20 protein-coding genes, 1 tRNA gene and 1 pseudogene are annotated in these 16453 nt (G+C 57.5%); 13 read left to right on the plus strand and 9 right to left on the minus strand.

The window, feature by feature from the left end:
• Position 1: 1 nt before the first annotated feature.
• The 4 genes from LOY34_RS25495 to LOY34_RS25510 are packed head-to-tail and all read left to right on the plus strand — an operon-like array spanning position 2 to position 3468.
• Positions 2-763, plus strand: coding sequence for an ABC transporter substrate-binding protein (locus LOY34_RS25495; RefSeq protein ID WP_093378594.1), 762 nt, complete (start codon positions 2-4; stop codon positions 761-763).
• Between the two features lie 57 nt (positions 764-820).
• Positions 821-1516: an ABC transporter permease gene (locus tag LOY34_RS25500; RefSeq protein ID WP_195885222.1), complete on the plus strand. Its 696-nt coding sequence runs from the start codon at positions 821-823 to the stop codon at positions 1514-1516.
• Positions 1513-2202, plus strand: a complete 690-nt coding sequence (locus tag LOY34_RS25505) for an ABC transporter permease (RefSeq protein WP_093378590.1) — start codon at positions 1513-1515, stop codon at positions 2200-2202. The genes LOY34_RS25500 and LOY34_RS25505 overlap by 4 nt, the downstream gene beginning before the upstream one ends.
• Before the next feature lie 45 nt (positions 2203-2247).
• Positions 2248-3468: an SAM-dependent methyltransferase gene (locus LOY34_RS25510; RefSeq protein WP_258664080.1), complete on the plus strand. Its 1221-nt coding sequence runs from the start codon at positions 2248-2250 to the stop codon at positions 3466-3468.
• Between the two features lie 230 nt (positions 3469-3698).
• Here the strand turns inward: LOY34_RS25510 and mdtI are convergent, their stop codons facing one another.
• Positions 3699-4028 carry a multidrug/spermidine efflux SMR transporter subunit MdtI gene (gene mdtI, locus LOY34_RS25515; RefSeq protein ID WP_038998274.1) on the minus strand — a complete coding sequence of 110 codons (330 nt, stop codon included), beginning with the start codon at positions 4026-4028 and terminating at the stop codon, positions 3699-3701.
• Entirely contained in the window at positions 4022-4381 is a 360-nt protein-coding gene (locus LOY34_RS25520) for a multidrug/spermidine efflux SMR transporter subunit MdtJ (protein WP_038998273.1), read from the minus strand. Before LOY34_RS25520 ends, mdtI begins: the two co-directional genes overlap by 7 nt.
• A 496-nt stretch (positions 4382-4877) precedes the next feature.
• Here LOY34_RS25520 and LOY34_RS25525 point away from each other — a divergent pair, with 496 nt between their 5' ends.
• The 9 genes from LOY34_RS25525 (at position 4878) to LOY34_RS25565 (ending at position 11654) form a co-directional block, all read left to right on the plus strand.
• On the plus strand, positions 4878-5456 hold the full coding sequence (locus tag LOY34_RS25525) for a hypothetical protein (RefSeq protein ID WP_010221300.1): 579 nt from the start codon (positions 4878-4880) through the stop codon (positions 5454-5456).
• Between the two features lie 9 nt (positions 5457-5465).
• The gene (locus tag LOY34_RS25530) at positions 5466-5672 is read left to right on the plus strand and encodes a helix-turn-helix transcriptional regulator (protein ID WP_010221299.1); all 207 of its coding nucleotides are present in this window, start codon (positions 5466-5468) and stop codon (positions 5670-5672) included.
• A gap of 18 nt (positions 5673-5690) precedes the next feature.
• Entirely contained in the window at positions 5691-6071 is a 381-nt protein-coding gene (locus LOY34_RS25535; protein ID WP_195885224.1) for a hypothetical protein, read from the plus strand.
• 24 nt (positions 6072-6095) lie between these two features.
• Entirely contained in the window at positions 6096-6302 is a 207-nt protein-coding gene (locus tag LOY34_RS25540; protein WP_195885225.1) for a hypothetical protein, read from the plus strand.
• A 24-nt stretch (positions 6303-6326) separates the two neighbouring features.
• Complete coding sequence (locus LOY34_RS25545) at positions 6327-6593, plus strand: hypothetical protein (RefSeq protein WP_093378572.1); 267 nt, start codon at positions 6327-6329, stop codon at positions 6591-6593.
• 97 nt (positions 6594-6690) lie between these two features.
• Positions 6691-6766, plus strand: a tRNA-Thr gene (locus LOY34_RS25550).
• Between the two features lie 581 nt (positions 6767-7347).
• On the plus strand, positions 7348-8565 hold the full coding sequence (locus LOY34_RS25555; protein ID WP_195885226.1) for a YcaO-like family protein: 1218 nt from the start codon (positions 7348-7350) through the stop codon (positions 8563-8565).
• A 42-nt stretch (positions 8566-8607) separates the two neighbouring features.
• Positions 8608-9858 (plus strand): PLP-dependent aspartate aminotransferase family protein, encoded by a 1251-nt coding sequence (locus LOY34_RS25560; protein ID WP_258664081.1) that lies wholly within the window; start codon positions 8608-8610, stop codon positions 9856-9858.
• A gap of 416 nt (positions 9859-10274) precedes the next feature.
• The gene (locus LOY34_RS25565; RefSeq protein WP_195885228.1) at positions 10275-11654 is read left to right on the plus strand and encodes an NAD(P)-binding domain-containing protein; all 1380 of its coding nucleotides are present in this window, start codon (positions 10275-10277) and stop codon (positions 11652-11654) included.
• Here the strand turns inward: LOY34_RS25565 and rfaD are convergent, their stop codons facing one another.
• The 7 genes and pseudogenes from rfaD to tagQ form a co-directional block, all read right to left on the minus strand.
• The gene (rfaD, locus tag LOY34_RS25570; RefSeq protein ID WP_195885229.1) at positions 11655-12647 is read right to left on the minus strand and encodes an ADP-glyceromanno-heptose 6-epimerase; all 993 of its coding nucleotides are present in this window, start codon (positions 12645-12647) and stop codon (positions 11655-11657) included.
• 70 nt (positions 12648-12717) lie between these two features.
• On the minus strand, positions 12718-13152 hold the full coding sequence (locus tag LOY34_RS25575; RefSeq protein WP_195885230.1) for a hypothetical protein: 435 nt from the start codon (positions 13150-13152) through the stop codon (positions 12718-12720).
• Between the two features lie 129 nt (positions 13153-13281).
• Positions 13282-13404 (minus strand): annotated as a pseudogene (locus LOY34_RS25580) (NAD synthetase); the annotation flags it as partial.
• A 164-nt stretch (positions 13405-13568) separates the two neighbouring features.
• Entirely contained in the window at positions 13569-14042 is a 474-nt protein-coding gene (locus LOY34_RS25585) for a hypothetical protein (protein ID WP_195885231.1), read from the minus strand.
• 18 nt (positions 14043-14060) lie between these two features.
• A complete protein-coding gene (locus LOY34_RS25590) occupies positions 14061-14507 on the minus strand; it encodes a hypothetical protein (RefSeq protein ID WP_195885232.1) in 447 nt (148 codons plus the stop codon).
• Entirely contained in the window at positions 14507-15409 is a 903-nt protein-coding gene (locus tag LOY34_RS25595) for an NAD synthetase (RefSeq protein WP_195885233.1), read from the minus strand. The genes LOY34_RS25590 and LOY34_RS25595 overlap by 1 nt, the downstream gene beginning before the upstream one ends.
• A 76-nt stretch (positions 15410-15485) precedes the next feature.
• A complete protein-coding gene (gene tagQ / locus LOY34_RS25600; RefSeq protein WP_195885234.1) occupies positions 15486-16439 on the minus strand; it encodes a type VI secretion system-associated lipoprotein TagQ in 954 nt (317 codons plus the stop codon).
• Positions 16440-16453 lie beyond the last annotated feature (14 nt).

Raw genomic sequence — 16453 nt, forward strand, 5'->3', positions numbered from 1 at the left:
CATGCAGACCTATAAGAAATTCCTCCTGGCCGCTGCCGCCACGCTGGTGTTCTCGGCCAATGCCATGGCTGCCGAGAAACTGAAGATGGGCATCGAGGCGGCCTACCCGCCGTTCAACAACAAGGACGCCAGTGGCCAGGTCGTCGGTTTCGACAAAGACATCGGCGACGCCCTGTGCGCGAAGATGAAGGTCGAGTGTGAAGTGGTGGTTTCTGACTGGGACGGCATCATTCCCGCCCTGAACGCGAAGAAGTCCGACTTCATCATCTCCTCGCTGTCGATCACCGACGAGCGCAAGCAGGCGGTGGACTTCACCGACCCGTACTACTCGAACAAGCAGCAGTTCATCGCCCCGAAAAACGTCGACTTCAAGACTGATCCCAAGTCGCTCGAAGGCAAGACCCTCGGCACTCAGCGCGCCACCCAGGCAGCTATCTGGCTGGACGATAACGGCGGCATGGACAACAAGTTCAAGGTCAGCCTGTACGACACCCAGGAAAACGCCTACCTGGACCTGACCTCGGGCCGCGTCGACGCCCTGCTGGCTGACAAATACGCCAACTACGACTGGCTCAAGTCCGACGCCGGTAAAAACTACGAGTTCAAAGGCGATCCGGTGAACGAAAGCGACAAGGTTGGTATCGCTGTGCGCAAAGGTGACAACGAACTGCGCAACAAGCTCAACGCCGCCCTGAAAGAAATCGTTGCCGACGGCACCTACGAGAAGATCAACAACAAGTACTTCCCGTTCAGCATCTATTGATTCGCCCCGACCGGCATTGCCCTGCAGGCAATGCCGGTCCCTTGAACAAACCTGCCCATGAATATTGATCTTTACGGATTCGGTCCGGCCCTGATGGCCGGGACGCTGATGACCGTCAAACTCGCATTGTCGGCCCTGCTCCTGGGGCTGGTACTGGGACTGCTTGGCGCCCTGGCCAAGACCTCACCCTACAAACCCATGCAATGGCTGGGTGGTTTCTACTCCACACTGGTTCGCGGCGTGCCCGAGCTGCTCTGGGTGCTGTTGATCTATTTTGGCACCGTCAGCCTGATGAACCGGCTGGGCGAGCTTCTGAATATTCCCGGCCTTGAGCTCAATGCCTTTGCCGCAGGCGTAATTGCCCTGGGCCTGTGCTTCGGCGCCTATGCCACGGAAGTGTTCCGTGGTGCGCTGCTGGCGATCCCCAAGGGCCACCGTGAAGCCGGCCTGGCGCTGGGCCTGTCCAAGGGGCGGATCTTCTCCAGGCTGGTGCTGCCGCAAATGTGGCGCATCGCCCTGCCGGGGCTGGGCAATCTGTTCATGATCCTGATGAAAGACACCGCGCTGGTCTCGGTAATCGGCCTGGAAGAAATCATGCGTCATTCGCAAATCGCCGTGACCGTGAGCAAGCAACCCTTCACCTTCTACATGGTCGCCGCCATCATTTACCTGGGCCTTACCGTCCTGGCCATGACCGGCATGCACTTCATGGAAAAACGCGCCGGTCGCGGCTTCGCGAGGGCCAACCAATGAACTGGGAAGTCATCATCAAGTGGCTGCCACGCCTGGCCCAGGGCGCCACGCTGACGCTCGAGCTGGTCGCCATCGCGGTCATCGCCGGGCTGATCCTCGCCATTCCACTGGGTATCGCCCGCTCTTCGCGGCTCTGGTACGTACGGGCCCTGCCTTACGGCTACATTTTCTTCTTCCGCGGTACGCCGCTGCTGGTGCAGCTGTTTTTGGTGTATTACGGGCTGGCCCAGTTCGATGCCGTGCGCAACAGCGCCTTGTGGCCGTACCTGCGCGATCCGTTCTGGTGCACGGTGCTGACCATGACCCTGCACACCGCCGCCTACATCGCAGAAATCCTGCGTGGCGCGCTGCAGGCCATCCCCCGTGGCGAGATCGAAGCGGCGCGGGCCCTGGGCATGTCCCGGGCCAAGGCAATGCTCTACATCATGCTGCCGCGTGCCGCCCGCATCGGCCTGCCGGCCTACAGCAACGAAGTGATCCTGATGCTCAAGGCCAGTGCCCTGGCGAGTACCGTTACCCTGCTGGAACTGACCGGCATGGCACGGACGATCATCGCCCGGACCTACCTGCCGGTGGAGATCTTCTTCGCGGCGGGCCTGTTCTACCTGCTGATCTCCTTCTTGCTGGTGCAAGCCTTCAAGCAGTTGGAACGCTGGCTGCGCGTCGACGCCTGCCAGGGTCGATAAACCTGTATAACGGGGCTGATCTCAGCCCCGTTTTCGTATCCGCTCATGACCACTGCCCTCCCCCTCTGCGCCGACCAACTGCTCAGCCGCTTCCAGGCGCTGGACGACTTTCTGCGCGAGCATCAGGCGCTGTGGCGGCCACGGCCTTTCACCCAGTTGCAACTGCCGTGGGAAACCGAATACCGCGCCCTGGCCGACTGGTTGCGCCAGCGCTCGTTGAGCGAGGCGGAAGCGGCGCACAATCACCCCGAGCAACTCGCTGCACCGGCGCCTTTTCCCCAGCTGGCACGCCGGGCGGCAGCGCTGTCTGCCATCGGCGAGTTATCCACCGTTGCCCTGCCCGCTGCTGGCCCTCGCCTGAATGTCGACGTGCCGGGGCGCAAATGGCAGCAGATCGAAGCCTTCGCCAGCCACCTGGGTTTTATCCACAGCCCACGGCACTGGCTGGACTGGTGCGCCGGCAAAGGTCATCTGGGCCGGCGCTTGCTGCAGCCTCATAGTCAGCAACTGACCTGCCTGGAATACGACCCTGCGCTGGTCGAAGCCGGCAGCGCCCTCAGCCAGCATCACCAACTGCCCGCCGAGCACCGCCTGCAGGATGTACTGGCCGATAGCGCCGCCCAGCAACTGAGCGCCGAGCACACCGCAGTGGCCCTGCACGCCTGTGGCGACCTGCATGTACGCCTGATGCAACTGGCAAGCCTCAAGGGTTGCCGCCAACTGGCCATCGCGCCGTGCTGCTACAACCGCATCCAGGCGCCGCAGTACCAGCCGTTATCCACAGCCGCCAAGGCATCGGGCCTGCAGTTGTCGATTGGCGATCTTGGCTTGCCGCTCAGCGAAACCGTTACCGCAGGTGCGCGGGTACGCCGCCAGCGTGACGAGTCCATGGCCAGGCGCCTGGGTTTCGATCTGTGGCAACGGCAGTTGCGTGGGGTAGATGAGTACCTGCCGACGCCTTCGCTGCCGGTCAGTTGGCTGCACAAGCCGTTCGCCGGCTACTGCCGGGGCCTTGCCGAACTCAAGGAATTGCAGCCAGGTGCGGAGCCTGATTGGCCAGCATTGGAAGCGGCCGGCTGGCAGCGCCTGGCCCAGGTGCGCAACCTGGAATTGCTGCGCAATCTGTTCCGCCGCCCGCTGGAATTATGGCTGGTGCTGGATCGCGCACTGTTCCTGGAGGAACAGTCCTACCAGGTACAGCTCGGGGTGTTTTGTGAACAGCCTCTCACCCCGCGCAACCTACTGCTGTTGGCCGAACGCCGGTAACGGCGCTCAGCCTGTGGATAAGTCTGTGCGCAACCTTGCGCCGAACCCCAGCAAATTCGTGGATCCAAGCGCTTTCACAGGCTGGTCATTTTTTGTTCACTGATTAATCGCCAGCAAAAACAGCCATTTGCGCAAAGACCAACGGCGGGCGTTGCTCCGATGCAATGCGCACCTGTTTGGCATGCGGCTTGTGCATAAGCCTTCGCGCGAATAGCGCTAAGCAGGTTGAATCAGGCCAGTTTCAGCAGGCTCATGCCCACCAGCAACAGCGCCAGGCCCAACCAGCCGCGGCCTACCAGGCGCTGACCGAACAGTGCCCAACCCATGGCCACGGTGGCGAGGATGCCGAAGCCACCCCAGATGGCGTAAGCCAGCGACAGTTCGATATCTCGCACAGCCTGGGCCAGTGCGGTAAAGGCGGCCAGCACACAGAGAATCGAAGCAATGCCCAGGCCGCGCTTTTTAAAACCGTCGGAATACTTGAGCAGCAGGTTGGCGATCACTTCCAGCACGATCGCCAGGCCCAGCCAGGCGAAGGGAATCCAGTTCATGCTCAGCATGGCAGGGCCTCCATATTGCGCGGGGCAGGTGCGGCGCGGGTACCCGACTTGATCAGCAGGATACCGGCGATCATCACGCCCAGGCCGGCGGCCTTGAGCAGGCCCAGGCTCTCGCCCAGCCAGGTGACGCTGATCAGGGTGATCAACACGATGCCGATGCCTTCCCACAGGGCGTAGGCCACGCCCACCGGTACGCGTTTTACCGCCAGTGCCAGGAAAAAGTACGACAGGCCGATCATCAGGTACATCAACCCGTGACCAAGAATGGGGAAATGACTGGCGGCGAATTTCATCGACGCGGTGCCGATCACCTCGGCGGTGATGGCGATAAACAGATAGATCCAGGAACGCATGATGCCCTCCCACGGGCGACACAAACCGAGCGAAATCGCGCTGACGGCTACAGACAAAGAGAAGAAAAAGGCTGTTTGTCGGGGGAGGCGCTAGAGGTCGCCGGTCCAGTGACGTTCACGGGAAACCAGGCGGGAGGTGAGGAGCGGAAACGCTTTAGTGTTCAACATAATGAACAATAAATTAGCTCAAGGCATCGCTAAAGTCAAATCGATAGAAAATGACTAATTAATTTTCGCGTCTTTCAGTCCGTATTTAGGTGAAAGCCCTTAAAGGTTGCAGAAAGGTTCGTAAATTATATTACCCGGCCTGATAAAGGCATCGCGGGGGCAAGCCCGCTCCCACCCTGTAGGAGCGGGCTTGCCCCGCGATCCCCGTAAGATCCCACCTCCCCCTCGTGTCAAAACGCCGCACCTTCGGCAAAATCACAATTAATTATTGTAATACGATAATTTTTCACAAATAATGCACCCCGCTCAACTAGCACGGAGGGAAACCATGAACAGTAAAACAGTGGCTTACGCGAGATCGCGTCTGCGAGTGATCGGTGCATTCGCCGCGGTACTCGCCTGGGGTACAGGGATCGTCGAGTTCGGCGGCAACGTACTATTGTGGGTGTTCGAAAAAGCCCAGGTGCAAGGCGCCTACCTGCAAAGCTTCGGTGAAAACATGCCGCTGCTGCTGGCCCCGGATTACCAGCCTTCGCACCTGGCCCTGGGCCTGGTGATCGGCCTGGAACTGATCCCCGCCAGCCTCTCGGCCTTTGCCTTGTACCTGACCGGCTTGTTCTTCCTGCGCCTGTCCCGGGGTGAAACCTGGACGACGCAAAACATCAAGATGCTCTGGTGGGTGGGCTTGCTGTGCATCGGCTTGCCGATGGTCTGGCCGATGATCGGCACCTTGCAGGGCCTGGCGTTCTCCATCGACCTGCCCAAAGGCGAGAGAAGCTTCAGCGTATCGATCGGTGTATCATCCCAGGCGGTTTACGAGATCATGAAAGGCATTTTCCTCTGCGCCTTCTCACTCCTCATGCGTGACGCCAAAACCATCAGCGATGAACACAACTGTTATGTCTAGCTTGCCCCTATGCCGATAATTATTCGACTCGATGTAGTCATGGCCAAGAACAAGATCCGCTCCAAGGATCTGGCCGAGATTATCGGTATTACGGAGGCGAACCTGTCGTTGCTGAAAAACGGCAAGATCAAGGGTTTCAAGATGGAAACCCTCGAGAAGCTCTGTCGCGCGTTGAACTGCCAGCCAGGTGACCTGCTGGAGTTCAGCGAGGAATGAACAAGGAACTGGCAACTCGTGAGCAATTCACTCAAATGGCACGCTGCGCTAGTGCTGGCCGTCGGCCTGCTCGGCGGCTGCGGCCCCAGCTATACCTATAGATACTCCCCACCGCCCAGCATGGCGGGCATGAACTGCATCAACGCCTGCTCGATGGAACGCAACCACTGCAAACAGATGGCGCGCCTGCAGGAAAACAGCGACCACGCCCTGTACCAGGCCAACTACAGAAACTACCAGCTGTGCCAGGCCGGCAAGAGCAAAAAAGAAGCGCGCAAAAGCTGCTACTACCCCAGCTACCCGTTCAACAGCGGCTCCAGCTACTCGTGCGGCAGCGACTACGACAGCTGCTACCAATCTTGCGGCGGCACCATCCAGCGCATCCTCAACAAAGACTGACGCCTCGAATAAACGGAATTGACTGTGGATATCATCAGATCCATCGCCCTGCTTGCGTGCACGTTTTACCTCAGCGGCTGCGCCTTCATGTCCGACTGGCAAGTCCCGCCACCCCGGTCCGACTGGCAAGTGCCGCCCATGCAGATGTACGGCAACCAGAGCTTCCCCGGGCCGGACTTCAGCAGAGACCGCCACGCCATCCAGCACTACCTCGACGCACACAAACACTGACACTTCGACCAAACGGAATTGCCTGTGGCCATTATCAGATCCTTCCTCCTGCTGGCGTGCGCGCTCTACCTGAGCGGCTGCACCAGCGGCGACTACACCCCGATGTCTGGCTGGGAAATCCCGCAGATGCAGATATACGGCGACAAGGGCTACACCGGCCCGGCCTACAGCTGCAAGAAAAAGCACGGCTGCCGAGAGCACTGTAAAAAGCATGATTGCCGCTACAAACCGCTGATATTCGACCCCACCAAAGCCGAACCCAGCGCCACCACAATGCACCGCGGCTGGTAACAAAACACCCCGCGATGCCCGCTGAAACCGGGTATCGCGAGGAATGTTGCAGAAGTGGTTTACAGACGCAAACTGATCGCTATAATGACGCCCCTGTGCCGGTATAGCTCAGATGGTAGAGCAACTGACTTGTAATCAGTAGGTCCCGGGTTCGATTCCTGGTGCCGGCACCATACACAGTAAAAAAAGGCTCACCGCAAGGTGGGCCTTTTTTGTTTGCGTGGGCACACCCGCCGGTTGGGAGCAGGCTTGCCCGCAATGAGCTGCTGAAGGCCGCGTCTAAATCGCAACCGCTGTGCGCTTGATCACCTCCGCTGATCAACCCAGTTTGTCACATTCGCCACTGCACCTACCCCCTAAGAACTTGGCCCGATCCGGTGTCAACACCGATGCCCCAAGCCAGTGTGTTATTTCTGAGCAGTGCAGAAATAAATAGCACCCTCAAAAAAACATAATCACTCATAGAATCGGGATTTTTCCTATGTGCAGCCAAAGCCATACGAACTAATCTCTCATTGCACCTGTTAAAAAGTGCACACTTAAATCAAATAAAAAAAGGATATTCCCATGGGTATGTGGTGCTGCATGTATATCAACGAATTCAAAGTCGACCAACCCACTGACGACGAAGTAGAGTCTGTCATAGCAGAAGAAGATTTCACCCCGGAAGAGCTCTCCATACTGGCTGAGTAACGAAAATAAATGAGGCGATTTTTTCGCCTCATTTTTTGGCTTATATGGAAACTTCCTGACTATGAAAACAATTGCCCCAGAGCGTACGTTATCACTGGACGATGCAGAAAGCGCAATCGATCAGCACTTTTCCAGCGAAGGAATTCATTTAACCCTACGTCGTTACGGTAGTCCGCTGTCCAGCACTGTTGCCACCCTTCACCTCCCCTATGACAGTAGCGGCATAGAATGTGTCGGTTGTGGCAAAGGCTATGAAGCAGAGGCTCGTGTGGGTGCGAAGTTCGAGGCTTATGAGCATTACATGGGCCCCTTTCAACTACGAAAGCATAGCGCACTGCATTGTTTTGATTCGGTTGTTTCTCAACCGTCCTTGCAAAACATACTGCCGATGCAAATGCTTCGCCACGCCGGCGCATCACAGATGGCTGTACTTTCCTTCGAGGCGCATGAAGCATCCGCAGGCGTTGAGTTACTCTATCCGTCATTTCTGATTAACCATCAGTATGCCAACGAGTCGCTTCCCGGCGATGATACCGACTATAGCGCTGCGCGCCGATACTCCTGCGGCACCGGTGTGGCGGCGGGTGTGGGATTTACGGAAGCGGCAATTCATGCCGCGAGCGAAGTCATAGAGCGCCATGGCATTGGGCGCTTTATTGCACAACATTTCTTTTATGATTCAAAAGAGCCGATAAGAAAGATTATTGACAATTCAATGCCAGCGCATCTGTTAAACACCTTGCGTGATGCAGAAACTGCCATAGGTGCTTCAATCGAGGTATTTGACGCTTCTAGTCAAATAGACTATCCCGTTTTTATTGCCTACTGTCCGGAGAAGACGATCGCTGATATTCATGTCGTTGGTGGCGGCTGTTCACTTTACCCGAGCCATGCCGCAGCACGGGCGATCAAGGAGCTGGTGCAGCAATACAAAGTTGCTGAAGGCGTGCAACACGTCACACAAGAGTGGACCAATTCAAAAAACAACCTGGGCAAAAACCCAAAGTTGCTGCGCTGCTTGCGCATGGCGTTTGGGGCCACCCAGCGTGCCAAAACAGTACCTTACCCGATGCCTCAAGACCCGGAAAAAATGCCACTGGCGCTACACTTGTCCCATTTAAAAAATGAGTGTTTTAAAGCCAATCATCCCGTTTGGCTAAAAGAACTACATTCCAGCCCCAACCAGGTTAGCCTGGCCTGTGCGGTCATGCCAAAAATGGAAAGATTTTCGATTGTTTCACTGGGCGGAAAAGTTGTCCCCTGCTATCAATACGAGTAAACAGCAAAGCGTCTCTCATTACCTTTCGGAACCAGGCCTTTTATGAGCCCAGCAGAAAAAAAGAGCCCACGCGAATTACCATGCCGTGACTATTTTCTTTCTCCTTCTTTAGGTATCGCTACCCAGGCAATCCATTTAGGGCAGCATGAGAATGGACTGAGTCAGTTTCCAGTTCCAGCGCTCATTTGTAACTCTGCAACACTCCTGAATTCAATTGAAGAAGGCAGAGAGATGCTAGGTAATGCAAAGCAGGAAAATTTTGCCTACCAACGTTATGCAAATCCTACCGTTTCAGTTTTAGAAGCGAAATTTCGTGCCATTGAACACTGCTCCTATAGCCTCGCGGTCAATAGCGGAATGACCGCCTGCCTGCTTGCTTTTCGCGCCCTGCTGAGCGCAGGCGATCATGTCATCGTACCCCACAGTGTATTTTACGAAATCATTGAGCAGCTTAATTATGAAGTCAACCATCGCGGGATTGAAATGTCGCTTATCGACGAGTACCCGGCAGCGGCATTTGAGCGCGCGATCCAAGCCAACACGAAAATGATCTTTATCGAAGCCCCCACCAACCCAGCATTTTTAGATATCAACATTCCTGACTTGGCAGAGCTTTGCAACAAGCGTGGCATTCTTCTTGTTGTTGATAACACCTTTTTTACACCTGCCTGCCAAAAGCCACTTTCCCTGGGGGCTGCAGTAACATTATATTCCATCACCAAACACATCAACGGTCACGGCGATGTGATGGGCGGCATGGTCAGTACCAATGAACCGGACCTGTTCAAGGCATTGAAGTATCACAGGGACAGTGCAGGGCTCATAGTAGATCCGTTCTCGGCCTGGCTCACTATACGAGGACTAAGGACACTGCCACTGCGATTAAAAAAACATACCGATAATGCACATGCGGTGATCGCCATGCTGCGTGAGGAGTTCCCGAAGCTGGAGTGGCGTGCAGTCTGGTCGACTAAAAGTGCGCAAACCAACGGAATTTCTCCGTCATTGCATACAGGCCTTATCGCCATTGTTTTTCCATCGCGAGAAACGGCTACAAGCTTTGTTCGTCACCTGCAGCTTATCCGAATAGGTACAACCTTCGGCAATATTGAGTCCTTATGTTATCACTACGGTAGTTTTAGCAGGGAGGGCAGCACCGACCTGGAAAAAATAGGCGTGCCGGACGGCTTGGTGCGAATCTCTGTTGGCCTGGAAGATAGCGATGATATTAATGCAGACATCAGGCGTGCACTGCGCCTTGCAATGCAAAGCAGAACCACTGCGCGAGGGTGAAGCGCAAGTCCGTCAGCGGTCGAGTATGAGATTCTGCCAAGCCCCCACCTTGTAATCCTCTCCCCCATCCGTTATAGCTAAAAAGGCATCCATAACCAAAAAGAGGCAGAATCAGCCCGCCATGTACGAGACCACACGTATCTTTCGCCCTTCAGGCCCGTTTGCCGCGCTGTTCGGCAAGCCTTACGGGCCCAACGCTGTCGCTAGCCCTTCGCTGACCAGCTCCCCCCTCTCAACGCTGTTCCACACCTTGTCGATTCCACCTCGCGACGTCTTGCTCGCGCACAAGCGCAAGCGCCCTGTCCCTCCGCCTGCCAGCTGACACCTGAAGTTTCCGCTTCCTCTCGCCCTCGGTTCTGCCGTTCAGGGCTGGAGTCGCTTTGCATTTTTTTCAGTGTTTTCTGTCAGGAAATCTTATGACTATTCGTGTTGCCATTATCGGCGCAGGCCCGTCCGGCCTGGCGCAGTTGCGTGCCTTTCAATCCGCTCATGCCCAGGGTGCCGAGATGCCCGAGGTGGTGTGCTTCGAGAAACAGGCCGACTGGGGCGGGATGTGGAACTACACCTGGCGCACCGGCCTGGACGAGCATGGCGAGCCGGTGCACGGCAGTATGTACCGCTACCTGTGGTCGAACGGGCCGAAGGAATGCCTGGAGTTCGCCGACTACAGCTTTGATGAACATTTCGGGCGGCCGATTTCGTCTTATCCACCGCGCGAGGTGCTCTGGGATTACATCCAGGGCCGGGTAAAAAAGGCCGGTGTGCGGGATTACATTCGCTTCAATACCGCCGTCAAGGCGGTACGCTTTGATCAGGCCAGCCGCACCTTTACCGTCAGTGCCTATGACTACTGCATCGGCCAGGGCATCGAGCAGGTGTTCGACTTCGTCGTGGTCGCCAGCGGGCATTTTTCTACCCCGCATGTGCCGCAATTCGACGGCTTCGAGCGCTTCTCCGGGCGCATCCTTCACGCTCACGATTTTCGTGAGGCGGTGGAGTTCAAGGGCAAGGATGTGCTGATTGTCGGCAGCAGCTATTCGGCCGAGGACATCGGCTCGCAGTGCTTCAAGTACGGCGCGCGCTCGATCACCAGTGCCTACCGCACCCAGCCCATGGGCTACAAATGGCCCAAAGGCTGGGAAGAGCGCCCGCAGATGCTGCGGGTCGAGGGCGAGATGGCGTTCTTTGCCGACGGTTCGAGCAAGCGCGTGGATGCGATCATCCTCTGCACCGGCTACCAGCATCACTTCCCGTTCCTGCCCGACGAGCTGACGCTCAAGACCAGCAACCGCCTGTGGCCTGCCGGGCTGTACCAAGGGGTTGTCTGGGAACACAACCCGCAGCTGATCTACCTCGGCATGCAAGACCTCTGGTACAGCTTCAACCTGTTCGACGCTCAGGCCTGGTTTGCCCGCGACTACATGCTCGGGCGCATCAAGCTGCCGCAGCCGGCGGCAATGGCTGCCGACAGCGCACAGTGGCGGGCCGAGGAACTGGCGCTGGAGTCGACCGCCTCGATGTACGAGTTCCAGGGCCGCTATATCAAGCACCTGATCGAGCAGACCGATTACCCGAGCTTCGATATCGACGCAGTGAACCGGATTTTCCTCAAATGGAAGTCGGACAAAAAGCAGGACATCATGGGTTACCGCGACAAGTCCTACCGCTCGGTGATCACCGGTACCGCTGCCGTGCCGCACCATACCCGCTGGCTCAACGCGCTAGATGACTCACTGCAGGAGTACCTGCGCGAGACTTCGGGCAAGGGCGATCTGAAGACCTTGCGCCAGCACTGACTACGGCGTGCGCTGCAACCAGTCGCAGTAACGCGCCACACCCTGCTCCACCGTCAGCGTTGGCTGCTCATAGCCAACGCTGCGCAAGCGCTCAAGGTCGGCGCAGGTGTAGCACTGGTACTTGCCGCGCAGGTGCCCGGGAAATTCGCTGTATTCAAGAATGCCCTCCAGCAGGGCCATCTCCAGCGACAGCGGCGGCTGGTCCTGCTGCTCGCGCAGGCGGTTGATCACTGCCAAGGCCACGTCATTGAAAGGCTGGGCGCGGCCGCTGCCGACGTTGAAGAGGCCGCTCAGCTGCGGCCGGTCGAGGAAGAACAGGTTGACCTTGACCACATCCTCGACCGCCACGAAATCGCGCAGGTGGCCGCCGCTGGGGTAGTCGCCATAGCTGCCGAACAGGCTGACCTTGCCGTTGGCCTGGTACTGGTTGAAGCAGTGCAGGGCCACCGAGGCCATGGCGCCCTTGTGCTGCTCGTGGGGGCCGTAGACGTTGAAGTAACGCAGGCCGACGATCTGGCTGCGCGCCTGGGGCAGTTGTCGGCGCACGCGCTGGTCGAAGAGGAATTTCGAGTAGCCATATACGTTCAATGGCCGCTCGCACTCGCGCTGTTCGCGAAAGTCGCGCCCGGCGCCATACACCGCCGCCGACGAGGCATACAGCAGCGGCACCTGCAGGCCTTGAGCGGCGTCGAGCAGGTCGCGGCTGTAGCGGTAGTTGTTGTCCATCATCAAGCGCCCGTCGCCTTCGACGGTGCTCGAGCAAGCGCCTTGGTGCAGCACGGCGCGCACCTTGCCAAACTGGCCGCGGCCAAAGCGCTGAAGAAAGTCGTCCTTGTCCAGGTAGTCGGCGATTTCGCTGTCAGCCAGGTTGCGAAACTTGTCGCCATCGCTCAAGTCATCGACCGCGATGATCTCGGTTTCGCCGCGTTGGTTGAGGGCCTGAACCAGGTTGCTACCGATAAAACCGGCGGCGCCGGTGACGATAATGGTCATGCCATGTCCCCCTTTGAGGGTGCAGAGTCCTCAGTTTAGGGGGTGGTGATTGTGCAAATATTAACCAGGGTCAATGATGTTGGCGTTTTTGCCGGCGTTCGTGGTGAAGCTTCGCGAGAGACTCGCGCATTTGCCGATGGCCGGTGCTGTTCAGCAGGAGCAGACCAATAAGGGGGAACAGCAACCCCAGCATATACACGCCGCGATGGGGTTGAAACGAGTAAGTAGGTACTACCGTAATCAAGCTCGCACAGTACAGAAAGGCAATAATCCAAACTGCCCAGCGACGCCCTCGGACCATCAAGAAGTGACCAATAAAAACCAATACGGCAAGCACCAGCAAGGAAAAGGTACTGTAATCACTCCGATCCGCGTAGCCCGCAAAATAGGTAGCCGAAGCCAAGGACACCGCACACCCAATTGACAGGCACGCCATGAAGAATGCCGCCATGAAGTAGGGGAAGTAGCGCGCTTTGAAGCCTTCCGGGCTGTGATTTGGATTCATTCCGAAAACTCCTCATACAAACCAATTGCAATGCTTTTCGAGTAGCTGCTGCCCGCAACGCTGAGCGTGGCACCCAACGAGTCTTTGATCAGGTTGATCGTTCCATGCCTGAATTCAGTGGGTGTGTTCAATACCGGGATCGGCATCAATGGCGGCAAACAGCTTGGGCAGATTAGTTTGGCTTTCGACACGTTGGCGCGCAAAGTACCTCGAGGGGCTGGCGCCCAGCCCACTCATCCTTGAGTCGGTCATGGGGTCTCCTTGAACCTAACACCCGTACTCCAAAGCTGACGAAGCAGATTGGGTCACCCGGGCAAAGAAGCCCTATTCATAGCAGCTCCAGCCAGCAACCTCAGTGCACTTTGGTTTCTTGATGTATCCATGACTCTAGAGCAATAGGTTAACCAAGCGCTTGCTCAACGGCAGGCTCGACTCCGAGCTCGAACTTTGGCCGCACGCACGACCTTGACCAACTTGTTACGCGATTTGCGGATCGCCACCAGACGACTGCGCATTTCTCGCTGGCGTTGGCTGTTGAACATCAACATTGCCAACAATGGCGGCATTGTCGCTAGCAAAAATCCGAAGTTACTTGAGCGCGGTGCGTAACTGAAAAGCAGCGCCAGCAGGTTGAACGCCAGCAAGGCCACCACCACCCATACGCCCCAGGGCCGCCCTCGCACTACCAGAAAATTGCCCAGGCACAACACCAAGGACGATACCAGCATAAGGAAGTAGGCAACTTTTACCTGATCGGAGCGGCTGCCGAAGCGTTGATCAATCACCAGTATTGCGGTGATTACGCATGAAAATGCGACGAGGAAGAAGGCGCCGATAAAACTTGGAAAGTAACGCCGTAAAAACCCTGGTACGTCATGCAGATGAACCATGGAATAGTGCTCTCTTCGTCAACGACGTGCCTTGCTTTGCTGCGCCTCTTCGAACCGCACCTTGCGCAGGTCAACCAGGAAGCTGCGCAGCTCCCGATGACGTTTGCTGTTGAACAAAAGAAAGCCCAACAAAGGAAACAGCAGCGCAAAGGTAAATACACCCGCGTGTATGTGATGGCTGTAGGTGGATAGGGAAACCAGCATCGCCACCAGCATTACTGCCAGGATCGGCCAGAGGCTCCAGGCACGGCCTCGAACCAGCAACATATGACTACCACTGATGACCAGGGCCAGAACCATGAGCGACACCAGCGTGTAATTGGCCCGGTCCGGATTGTGGTTCAGGTAGGCGGCAGCGGCCAGCACCACCGCAAGCGACGCAGAGAAGCACGCCAGGAAGAATCCACCTAGAAAGGTTGGAAAGAAATGCGTCATGAAGTGCTTCCAGCGCTCATACGAATTCATCACTCCAACTCCTCATACAAGCCCACCGCAATGGTCTGGACGGTGTTACTTCCCGCAAAGCCGAACGTTGCGGCAATGGAGTCTTTGATCAGGGTTTTGGTCGCATGTTGCAGCTGTGTCGGGGTGTACCGTTTGGGCAATGCGCCAGCGCTCTGTTGCAACTTCAACTGTTTGGCCGTTAGTGACGGATGCTTGATCGACAGCAACTCTGTCGTCAGGGCCTTGCGTTGCTGCCTGCTCAGACTTCGGGACAGTTCATACCAACTGCTGCCTGTTGCAGCCTTGCGCATCTGTAGAAACTTGACCGTGGTCAGGCCGGAAGCACCCACTCCCATCAGTGACACGGCATCCAGGACGTTCGAGGTGTGACGAAACCACTCCTGCGCATCCAGTTCGTCGTTCAACGATGGATCGATAATTTCCTGGCCGGTTCTGGCGACGCCGATCATGCATTGCATCGCACCTGCTGCAATTGCGGCCTTGCCCGCAATCGCCACCACAGCGCCCAACCCACCACTGAACGGGACAGCGATGGTGCCGCTGACCATAACGAACCACCCAAGAATCGCACTGGCACAGGCAAGCGTGGTATTGACCGCTTCTTTCACCACTCGCGCTTCACGGGGGTTGTTCTGCAGTTGATCGGCAAACTGCGCAGGCGCCAGATACTTCTTCGCCTCACGCAAAATCACCCGCTTGGGTAGCACACTGCATATCGGCTGAAACTCACGCAGCGTCACCACGTTGTAATCCGCATCGATATACACCACCCCAGCACCGACAATGCCCGGATCGGCATCGATGGCGGCAAAGAGTTTCGGCAGGTTGATGCTGCTTTCGATGCGCTGCCTTGCGAAAAATTGCGACGGATTGTTATCCAGTCGGTTGAGTAACTCACTCATGAACGGTCTTCCTTGAAACGGCGCACAGGTCGCCCGGCCTTATGGCACCGAGCCGGGCGACGCTGTGGCTCAAGCCTTACACGTTAGGGCAAGGCACCGGTGCCCAGTCACCCATGTCCGGGTTCTTGCACATGTTGTTGACCTGGCTCTGGCCGGCGCTGGCAACCTTCTGGCTTTCAGCCTTCTTGGCGTTGGCGTCCTGCAGGGTCTTCTCGGTGGCGACGGCTTCCTTCGGTACCGCTGGCAGCTTTTTCTTCGCCGGTGGCGGGGTCTTGGTCTTGCCGGTGTTGGTCTTCTTGGCGTTACCGGTGGCCAGCACCGGCGCCTGGGCTTCGGCAACGATCACCACGTCGTTGCGCGGTACGCCGACCTGCTTGAGGTCTTGCTCGTAAGCCTGGGTGTAGTTGTTGAGGTTCTCACCCAGACGGCCGTTGACCGCGGTGATCAGGTTGTTCGACTCCTGCAGGCCGGCGATGATTTCCGCCAGGCGCTTGCGGCCTTCGCCATCGCTGATCTTGTTGCTCTTGCGGCCATCCATCAGGTTGGCGAACTCACGCTGGTAGCACGCCTGGGAGGCTTTGGCGTAAGCGGTGCTGCGGTCCATGTCGGCCGCGCTTTTGTTGATGTCGGTGGCGTAGGAGCCGATGCGCTGGTTGTCGTCGCTGATCTGCTTCTGGCGCTCGGTGTAGTAACCGGCTGCACCGCCGACCAGAGCACCACCGGCAGCACCGATGGCAGCATTGCGGCCACGGTTGTCGGAGTTGCCGGTCAGCGCGCCGGTCAGCGCGCCGCCGACGGCACCGATCAGGGCACCGGTGGCGACCGACTTGGTCATGTCCGAATCGGTGGCGCGCAGGTGCTGCACCGGCTCGTAGCAGCTCGGGTAGTACTCGACCTTGGTCGTCGCACCGACCTTGGACGCCGGCGAGCTGGCGCAGCCAGTCAGCAGGACGGTGCTGAAACCGGCCGCCAGCAGCAGCGCGGCCCGGCCGTTGGAAGCAGTGAAGAAGGGCTTGCGAGTTGAAAGCATGGTCAGGTTCTCTC

Origin of the sequence: Pseudomonas sp. B21-009, assembly GCF_024749345.1 — a bacterium.
GTDB lineage: Bacteria > Pseudomonadota > Gammaproteobacteria > Pseudomonadales > Pseudomonadaceae > Aquipseudomonas.